General features: G+C 76.3%; 10 protein-coding genes and 1 pseudogene. 3 read left to right on the top strand and 8 right to left on the bottom strand.

Going from position 1 to position 8,896, the window contains the following annotated elements:
- Positions 1-1,335, top strand: a pseudogene (locus tag CHR28_RS38880) (hypothetical protein); the annotation flags it as partial.
- Positions 1,336-1,771: 436 nt separating this feature from the next.
- A complete protein-coding gene (locus tag CHR28_RS36350; protein ID WP_094057994.1) occupies positions 1,772-2,644 on the top strand; it encodes a putative RNA methyltransferase in 873 nt (290 codons plus the stop codon).
- Here CHR28_RS36350 and CHR28_RS36345 read toward each other — a convergent pair.
- The 8 genes from CHR28_RS36345 to CHR28_RS36310 form a co-directional block, all read right to left on the bottom strand.
- Positions 2,638-3,312, bottom strand: a complete 675-nt coding sequence (locus tag CHR28_RS36345) for a DUF4328 domain-containing protein (protein WP_094057993.1) — start codon at positions 3,310-3,312, stop codon at positions 2,638-2,640. The genes CHR28_RS36350 and CHR28_RS36345 overlap by 7 nt on opposite strands.
- Positions 3,313-3,316: 4 nt before the next feature.
- Positions 3,317-3,679, bottom strand: a complete 363-nt coding sequence (locus CHR28_RS36340) for a DUF952 domain-containing protein (RefSeq protein ID WP_094057992.1) — start codon at positions 3,677-3,679, stop codon at positions 3,317-3,319.
- Positions 3,680-3,704: 25 nt separating this feature from the next.
- Complete coding sequence (gene bla / locus CHR28_RS36335; protein ID WP_179272690.1) at positions 3,705-4,667, bottom strand: class A beta-lactamase; 963 nt, start codon at positions 4,665-4,667, stop codon at positions 3,705-3,707.
- Between the two features lie 111 nt (positions 4,668-4,778).
- Positions 4,779-5,336, bottom strand: a complete 558-nt coding sequence (locus CHR28_RS36330; protein WP_094057991.1) for a tellurite resistance TerB family protein — start codon at positions 5,334-5,336, stop codon at positions 4,779-4,781.
- A gap of 123 nt (positions 5,337-5,459) precedes the next feature.
- The gene (locus CHR28_RS37955) at positions 5,460-6,014 is read right to left on the bottom strand and encodes a hypothetical protein (protein WP_179272689.1); all 555 of its coding nucleotides are present in this window, start codon (positions 6,012-6,014) and stop codon (positions 5,460-5,462) included.
- Positions 5,998-6,489, bottom strand: coding sequence for an RNA polymerase sigma factor (locus tag CHR28_RS36320; protein ID WP_094057990.1), 492 nt, complete (start codon positions 6,487-6,489; stop codon positions 5,998-6,000). Before CHR28_RS36320 ends, CHR28_RS37955 begins: the two co-directional genes overlap by 17 nt.
- Positions 6,486-7,100, bottom strand: a complete 615-nt coding sequence (locus CHR28_RS36315; protein WP_094057989.1) for a class F sortase — start codon at positions 7,098-7,100, stop codon at positions 6,486-6,488. Before CHR28_RS36315 ends, CHR28_RS36320 begins: the two co-directional genes overlap by 4 nt.
- Entirely contained in the window at positions 7,097-7,489 is a 393-nt protein-coding gene (locus CHR28_RS36310; RefSeq protein ID WP_094057988.1) for a Tat pathway signal sequence domain protein, read from the bottom strand. The genes CHR28_RS36315 and CHR28_RS36310 overlap by 4 nt, the downstream gene beginning before the upstream one ends.
- Positions 7,490-7,561: 72 nt before the next feature.
- Between CHR28_RS36310 and CHR28_RS36305 the strand changes: the two genes are divergently transcribed.
- Positions 7,562-8,872 (top strand): NAD(P)/FAD-dependent oxidoreductase, encoded by a 1,311-nt coding sequence (locus CHR28_RS36305; protein WP_306437596.1) that lies wholly within the window; start codon positions 7,562-7,564, stop codon positions 8,870-8,872.
- Positions 8,873-8,896: the final 24 nt, after the last annotated feature.

Here is an 8,896-nt window from a genome sequence, read left to right as displayed (position 1 = left end):
GGCAAGGGCGCGGCCGGTGCCGAGGGCGGCGCGGGCGGCGGCAACGGCTCCTCCGGCGCCGACGCGTCCGGCGGCGGCAAGGGCGGCGCGGGCGGCTCCGGCGCGCACGGCTACGGCGGTGGCGGCGGCGCGGGCCACGCGGGCGGCGGCGGTGGCGGCGGTACCGACGAGGAGCGGGGCACCATCGGCAGCGGTGCGGGCGGCAGCGGCTACGCCGACCCCGACCGCGTGACCGACGCCCGTCTGCTCACCGGCAGCCGCACGGTGCCCCCGGCGAAGACCGACCCGTTCTGGGCGGCCTCCGACGAGCCGGTGCGCGGCGGCATCGCCGAGGGCGGCGTCAACACCGACCGCTCCGGCGCCGGGCGCGTGGTCTTCCAGTGGAAGACCCCCGCGATCGCCGAGCTGGTCCAGGTCTCCGGCACCGACGAGACCGTCCAGCCGGGCGGTGCCGCCGGCCCGCTGGCCGTGGTGGCCCGGGACAAGGCGGGCAACGCCGTGGAGAACGCCTCCGTCACCTTCACCATCGAGGACCCCGGAAAGCAGGGCGCCTACTTCTACGTCAAGGGCGGCGTCGACTCCACCGAGCTCGTGGTGCCGACCGACGCGCGCGGCCGGGCCGCGTCCCAGCCGGTCCAGGTGGGCGGCAAGGAGGGCGAGTTCACCGTCCGCGCCGCGGTCGGCGGCGTCTCGACGGTCTTCTCCGTGACGGTGAAGGACTCGGCGTACACCGTCTCCGTCGCGGGCGGCGACGACCAGCGGGCCGAGCAGGGCGCCGACTTCGAGGAGGCCCTGCGGGCCAAGGTGGTCAAGTCGGGTGCCGCGGCACCGGCCGGCACCGAGGTCGAGTTCCGGGTCGAGGACGAGAGCGAGGAGGCGCCCCGCTTCGCCGACGGTGAGCGGGTCGTCCGCGTGGAGACCGACGAGCAGGGCGGTGCCACGGCCCCGGTCCTGACGGCCGGCGAGGGCACGGGCACCTACACGGTGACCGCGTCGGTCGGCGGCGCCATGACCCAGTTCGCGGTCGAGGTCGTCCCCGGCGACGGCACGCAGGACCCGGGCCCGGACGACGACCCGTCGGGCAGCCCGAGCCCCTCGGCGGACCCGAGCCCCTCGGCGAGCGCCGGCGGCACGACCGGCGGTGACGGCACCTCCACGGGCGGCACCTCCACCACCGGCGGCACGTCGACCGACCTCGACGGCGGCAGCCTCGCCTCCACCGGCGCGGGCGGCATGGGCCTGCTCGCCGCGGCGGCCGGGGCACTGGCGGCGGTGGGCTTCGCGGCCTTCCGCTTCGGACCGCGCCTGAAGCTCCGCTCCCGCGACGACGGCTGACCCGGGCAATGACAGGCACGCCCTGACACGGCGTCACCACGGTCGACACCGGGCCTGACGCGGCGTAACCACGGTCGACGCCGGGCCTGTCTTGGTGTCACCACCGCTCAAGTCAGGCCCGGCACAGCGCAGCACGGCGGCCCGCACCCGGCATCGGGTGCGGGCCGCCGGCGTTCACGGGAGCCGGGCGCTCGTCGCCGCGGGCCGTGACCGCAGCGCCCCGGCGCTCCGGCCGGCGCGGGTAGCCTGGCCGTATGGGTCTGGCCTGCAACGCTCTGCCGCACTGCTTCCTCTGACGCCGCGGTGAGGACGGCGACGTGCATCCGCACGCCGCCGTCCCCGGCCTGTCCGCCCCGGGCGGACGCCGGTGACTTACGTCCACCGCCCGCACCGCGGCCCGGCACGTCGCCGGGCCGCGTCGTCCAGGAGCACCGCCATGCCCTCGGGTCCCGCCCGCATGCCCTCCGACCGGCTGCTGACCGTCCTGACCTGCCCCCTGTGCCCCTCCGCCCTCACCCGCGCCGACGGCGCCCTGCGCTGCGCCGCGCGGCACACCTTCGACATCGCCCGCCACGGCTACGTGAGCCTGCTGACCGGCCACCGGCGTGCCCCGAGCGCCGACTCCGCCGGGATGGTCCGCAGCCGCGCCGCCTTCCTGCGTGCCGGGCACTACGACCCGCTCGCCCGCGCTCTCGCGGACCTCGCCGCCGGCCTGGCACCGGCCGACGCCACCGTGCTGGACGCCGGCGCGGGCACCGGCCACCATCTGGCCGCTGTCCTGGACGCCCTCCCCGGCGCCCTGGGCGTCGGCCTGGACACCTCGCCCGCCGCCCTGCGCGCCACGGTCCGGGCCCATCCCCGTGCGGAGGCCGCCGGCTGGGACGTCTGGCGGCCCTGGCCTGTGCGCACCGGCTGCGCCCACCTCGTCCTCAACGTCTTCGCGCCCCGCAACGGCCCCGAGTTCCGCCGCGTCCTGCGCCCGGACGGCGCCCTGCTCGTCGTCACGCCCACGGCACGGCACCTGCGCGAACTGCGCGAGCCCCTGGGGCTGCTGGCGGTCGATCCCAGGAAGGAGGAACGCCTGCGCCGGACCCTGTCGGCCGCCTTCCGGCTCGCACGCACCGAGCCGCTGGAGTTCGCCCCGGTCCTGACGGCCGAGGACGTCGTCGGCCTGGTGGCGATGAGCCCGAGCGCGCACCACCTCGACGGGGCCCGGCTGCGGGAGCGGGTCGCCCGGGCGGTGACGCCGGTGCGGGTGACCGCGTCGTTCGCCGTGTCGGTGTACCGGCCGCGCGCGGCGGTTCAGTGACCGGTGCGGGCGAGCTGCTCCTCCTGCGCCGCCGTGAGCGTACGGATCATGAGGGCGGCGGCCACGGCCGCCGCCACGATGGCCAGATCGGCGGTGAGCAGCGGGAGGACGCCGGTGTAGGCGCGGGCGATGATCTCGTCCGTGTCGTCGGAGTAGAGGATCCCGGCGTTGCCGGCCAGGCCCGCCAGCCACAGCCCCCACCACCAGTTCACGACCGCGGGCAGCCGCCGCTCGGGGAAGACCGAGCGGTGGACGTCCGCGACCACGCCCCGGGGTATCCACAGGTTGGCGACGGGCACGACCCAGCCCAGGAGGAGCCAGAAGGAGCCGTAGCGCGGCGCGGCGCCCGACAGGGCCCGCGCGTTCTCCCGCGCCCGGTCCAGCCAGAACAGGAACACCACGGCGCACAGGGCCGTGACGACGCCGCCCACCCAGGCGACCTGGTGGTAGGAGTCCTCCAGCGCGGTCAGCGGGCGGTGCGCGCCGTCGCCCTGGTCGGGCGGGCCGGACGCCGGCTGCCCCGCCAGGGACAGCCGCAGATGCCAGATTGCCCGGACGGTCCAGGCGACCCCGGCGAGGGTGAGGGCCACGATCGCCCAGCGCGCCGCACCCCCGGCCGGGCGGGGAGCGGGGGCGGGGGCGGTGCCGGGGGTCTGCTGAACGGTCATCCGGTCATCCTGCCCCACCCAGTTCCGAGGCCCTGCCCTCCCCGTCCCACCGCACCTCCAGGACGTGGTCGACGGCGTCGCGGTCGAGCGGGCCGAAGACGTGCGGGAACAGGGTGTCCCCGGAGACGCCGGGCGGCGGTGCCGGGGCCGCGGCCTCCCACGCCACCCGCGCGGTCAGCCGCGTCTCGTCGAGCGCGAGCACCAGCAGGGGCCGGGGCGCGTCCCGGTAGAAGGCGTTGACGACGGCCAGGGTGGTCGCCTCGTCCGGGGAGCAGTGCACGAAGCCCTCCTCGGCGAGGGAGGCGGGGGCGTACGGCTCAGCCGACGCGGAGTGCCAGACGCTGCTCGGTACGACGTGATAGATCATGGCCCCGTTATAGCCCCCTCCGTTCTCACAGGCCGAGGGCGGCGACGGTCCGTTCGGTCGCCTCGGCGATCAGGGCGTCCGAGGGCTCGGCGTCGCGGCCGGGGCGGTCGGTCAGCACGGCGAGGACGAGCGGCTCGCCGCGGGGCGGGTGCACGACCGCGACGTCGTTGGCCCGGCCGTAGTGGCCCGTGCCCGTCTTGTCGGCGACGCGCCAGCCGCGGGGCAGCCCGGCCCGGATGCGGCGGGCGCCGACGGGGGTGGCGTTGCGGGAGAGCCAGTCCAGGAGCAGCGCGCGGTCGCCGGCGGGCAGCGCGGTGCCCAGCAGCAGCCTGCGGAAGTCGGTGGCGATCGCCTCGGGGGTGGTGGTGTCGCGCGGGTCGTCCGGCGGGACGTCGTGCAGTTCGGGCTCGTAGTGGTCCATGCGGCTGGTGCGGTCGCCGAGGGCGCGCAGGTAGGCGGTGAGCTTCCCGGGCCCGCCGATCTCACGCATCAGCAGATTGCCGGCCGCGCCGTCGCTGAAGCGGACGGCGGCGTCGCAGAGTTCGCGCAGGGTCATGCCCGTCGCCAGGTGCCTGCCGGTGACCGGGGTGGTGGAGCGCAGGTCGGCCCGGGTGTAGGTGACGCGCCGGTCCAGGTCGTGCGGGGAGCGGTGGTGCAGGACCGCCGCGGCGGCCAGGGCCTTGAAGACCGAGCAGAACGCGAAGCGTTCCCCGGCACGGTGCACCACCGTGGCGCCGGTTCCGGTGGCGAGGGCGTACACCCCGACCCGGGCGCCGTACGCGCGCTCCAGGTCCGCGAACCGGGGCCGGTGCACCGGCGGCCGGCTCGACGGCGGGGCGGGCCGGCTGGCCGTCGCCCCCCGGTCGGGCCGGTTCGCGGACCGCTCACCGGCACCGCACCCGGCGAGCGGGAGTGGCAGCAGCGCCGCGGCGGCGAGAAAGAAACGCCGGGAGGAACGCAGGGAGGCCACCGGCGGGTCGAGTGACATACGGATACTCATCTCACTCAACGCCCTGCCCACCAGGGCCGCACGGCATGCGGGCAGGCCCCCCGCGGGCGGACGAGCCAGCCGCCGTGGACGCCCCGCGCGCCCGTTGACTCAGAGCTGGAACTCGGCCGGGGAGAGCCCCAGCGCCGCGCAGGCCTCGCGCAGGACCTGGGCCTCGGCCTGGGAGAAGTGGCCGTCGGCACCGGCGATGACCATGCCGGTCTGGATCACGGCCCGCGCCTCGGTGGGCTTCTTGGCGGTCTTGGCGATCTCCTGCATCGCCTCCGCCTTGCCGTGCTGGAAGTTCATCGTCAGCTGGTCCACGTGCTTGCTGAACCGCTGGCGCAGCTGCTCCGGCGGGAAGTTCTGCAGCACGTCGTTGCTCAGGATCATCGACTCGACCTGCTGGCGCTCGGAGGCGTCCACCTGTCCGTCGGCCGCCGCGACCAGGGCGCACATCGCCATGCTCGCGTCCCGGTAGGCACCGCTCTTCAGCTCGTTCTTCAGCGACCCGAGCTGCGTCTTGAACAGGCCGATCAGCTGGGCCTTGCCGCCCCCGCCGGACCTCGGAGCGCCGTGGCCGCCGCTGTGCCCGCCCGTCGCGCCGCGGCCGGCCTGACCCTGCTGGAGTGCCTTGGCCTGATCCTTGAGCCGGTCCCACACTGCCATTGCCGTCACCTCGGTATTCGTCAGCATCAAAGGACGCACCCGCTCACGCGCGCACACCCTCCCAACGCCCGGCCCCCGGGCAAAGGTTCCGCAAACTCCCCCACCCGGCGTCCGGCCGCGCCGTCACCGTCCGGGCGTGCGGGCCGCGGAGGGCACGGGCCGGACCGGGGTCGGGGTGGCCGAAGGGGAATCGGGCGCGGGCCTGGTGCTCTCGTCGCGGGCGGCGGAGCCGGTGGCGGCCGTGCCGGGGCCGGTGGGGCGGGAGGTCTCGGTGCGCGGGCTCCCGGTACCGGGAGCGGACGTCCGGGAGCGCTCCGACGGGGAGTGCGGGGCCGAGTCCGACGCGGAGGGCGTGGGAGTCGCGGGAGCCGGGGTCGCGGGAGCCGGGGTGGTGGGCGCCCGGGGCGGCGGCGGGGCCATCGGAACGGTGGGGACGGCGGGCGCCTCGGGCGCGGTGAGGCGCAGCGGCAGCACGACCAGGGCGGCCACCGCGCAGCACAGGCCCGCTCCGGCCGCGGTGCGCAGCAGGCGCCGGCGGGTGGCCCGGCGGCGGACCGCCTCGAACTGTCCGGGCGGCGCCCCCAGGTAGTCCGGCGAGGAGGGCCGCAGGATCACGGCGAGCGGGTCGTCGGGGCCGGACTCCGGCTCGCCCGGGACGTCGTCAAGGCGTGTGGTCAAGGCTTCTCCTCAGATGGACGCGGAGCAGTTCCCGGGCCGCGTGCAGATCGGCCTTGACGGTTCCTTCCTTGCGCCCGGTCAGGGCGGACACCTCCCGGACCGGCATGTCAGCGTAGTAGTGGAGGAGGATCGGGACGCGCAGTCGCTCCGGCAGCGCCTGCACCAGCAGCCGCACCGACGGGTCGGCCTGCTCGGGGTGGGGGCGCACCGCGGCCTCCGAGGTGACGCGGTGCAGGGCGCGGCGCTCGCGCTCCAGCTTGCGCCAGTGGTCCCGGACGAGGTTGGCCGCGGTGACGTAGAGGAACCCGCGGGGCTCCTCGACGGACGTCCAGCGCGCCCACAGCCGGGTGAACGCCTCCGAGGCGATCTCGTGGGCCGTCTCGTCGTCGTCGACGAGCCGGCGGCACCAGCCGGCGAGACGCGGGTAGAGGGCGGCGAACAGCTCGGACGCTGCCTTCTCGCGGGACCGTTTCAACGCTCTCCAGAGGTGGGGGACCCGGCGCCGTCCTGCACGGCGAACACGATCACGTTGTCCGCGTAGCCGTCCGCGGTACGCGCTCCGCCGCAGGTGATCAGCCGCACCTCCGGACGGGCCACGTTCCCGTAGACGTCGTCCACCGGGAAGTCGTTCTTCGGGACGGTCCGCACGGCGGTGACGGCGAAGGCCGCCGCCGTGCCGTTCTCCAGGCGCGCCTCGATCCGGTCGCCGGGGCGCAGCCGGCCCAGGTGGCGGAAGACGCCGTCGCCGTACCGCCCGACCGTGACATGGCCGAGCAGCACCGACGGTCCGGTCCGGCCCGGCACCGGCGAGTGCCGGTACCAGCCCGCCCGGTCGTCCGCCTCGACGGGCGGCACCTGCACGGTGCCGTCCGCCGCCAGGCCCAGCGGCATGACCGGGGTGTCGACGCCGATCGCCGGGATCAGCAGCCGGACCGGGGCCGGACCGGACGCGGGGCGGGACCCCGCGGCCGGCTTCGGCGGCGGCGTCGCGGTGGCGGCCGGCGGCGCCGCCGTTCCCCCGCCGCAGGCCGTCAGCACGGACGCGAGGGCCGCGGCCGTGAACGCGCGCCTGGAGAACGCGGTCATGCCCCGCTCGCCCGGCGGCGCACGACGAAGACGGTGCCGCCGCCCACGAGGAGCACCGCGGCGGCGCCCGCGCCGATCACCGTGCCGCCGGTGCCGGAGCCCGTGGACCCGGTCGTCACACCGGTGTCGGGCGCGCCGCTCGGCACGACGGACACCTGGTCCCGCGCGGGTGCCCGGGTCGGTTCGGCGCTCGGGGCCGGGCGGGCCGGGCGGCTGCGTTCGGCGGGTGCGGCCGGCTTCGGCGTGTCGCTCGCCTCCGGGTGGGTGGTCGGCTCGGCGGCCGACGGGACGGGGCTCGGGGTCGTCGCCCCGTCGGCGAACGCGGGCCCCGTGCCCATCAGTACGGCGGTGCCCGTGAGGGCCAGCAGGCCAAGGACGGTTCGGCGCATGGAGTCGCACTCCCAGGTCGGTGAACAGGTCGTGCGGAGAGACGAGGCGGGGGCGGAGCGGGTTGTAAAGAGATGGCAAAGTCCCCGAAGGGCCGTGCGGCCGGGGCCTTGGACCGGCGCACGATGGCCGAGGACGCGCAGCACGCCAACCCACCGGAAAGGGACGGCCCGTTGACCTCCCCCTCCCCCTCCCCCTCCCCCTCCTCGTCCGCCTCGCCGTCCGCCTTCGCCACCGTGCCCCGCACCGCCGGCGTCGTGATCGTCGGCGGGGGCGTGATGGGCACGAGCATCGCCTTCCACCTGGCCGAGGCCGGGGTGCGGGACGTCGTCGTCGTGGAGCGCGGGGAGCTGGGCCAGGGCAGCTCCGGCAAGCCCATCGGCGGGGTGCGGGCGCACTTCTCCGACCCGCTCAACATCGAACTGGGCCGGCGCAGCCTGCGCGCCTTCCGGGACTTCCCCGGCCGTCCCGGCGCCGACATCCGGCTGGACACCGTCGGCTACCTGTTCCTGCTCACCGACGAGCGACAGGCCGCCGACTTCGAGGCCGGGGTCCGGCTGCAGAACTCCCTCGGCGTCCCCAGCCGCATGACGGACCCCGACGAGGCCCGCCGGCTGTGCCCCTACGTCAGCACCGACGGGCTCGTGGCCGCCGCCTACTCGCCCGACGACGGCCACGCGCGGCCCGGGCTCGTCGTCCAGGGCTACGCGCGGGCGGCGGCCCGGGCCGGGGTCGTCCTCGCCACGCACACCACCGTCACCGGCATGGACCTGACGGGGGACCGCGTCACGGCCGTCCACACCGACCGCGGCCGGATCGAGTGCGACACGGTCGTCTGCGCCGCCGGGGCCTGGTCGGCGCGGATCGGCGCCATGGCCGGGGCCGACCTGCCCGTCCGGCCGGTGCGCCGCCAACTGGCCTTCACCGTGCCGCTCGTGCCGCCCGCCCCGCGCATCCCCTTCACCATCGACTTCGCGTCCTCGGCGTACTTCCACAACAGCGACGACGGGCTGCTGTTCGGGCTCGCCGACCCCGGCGAGCCGGACGGCTTCGACACCACCTGGACACCGCACTGGCTGGAGCTGTTCCGCGAGGCCGTCCGCCACCGCGCCCCCGCCCTGGCCGGCCTGGAGACGGCCGGCGGCTGGGCCGGGCTCTACGAGGTCACCCCCGACCACAACGCCCTCATCGGCCGCTCCGCCGACGTCGTCAACTTCCTTTACGCCACCGGCTTCTCGGGCCACGGCTTCCTCCAGGCGCCGGCGGTCGGCGAGGTCGTCCGCGACCTCTGCCTGGAGCGCACCCCGTGCGTCGACGTCGGCCCCCTCGGCGCCGACCGCTTCCGGACCGGCGCCACGATCCGGCCCGAGTCGCACGTGGTGTGAGTCCGGGACGGTCTCCGCCCCGGG

This window comes from Streptomyces sp. XY006, from assembly GCF_002237655.1.
GTDB classification, from domain to species: domain Bacteria; phylum Actinomycetota; class Actinomycetes; order Streptomycetales; family Streptomycetaceae; genus Streptomyces; species Streptomyces levis.
Note: the sequence above shows the minus strand (reverse complement) of the source record. Positions and strands in the feature narration are given on the sequence as shown.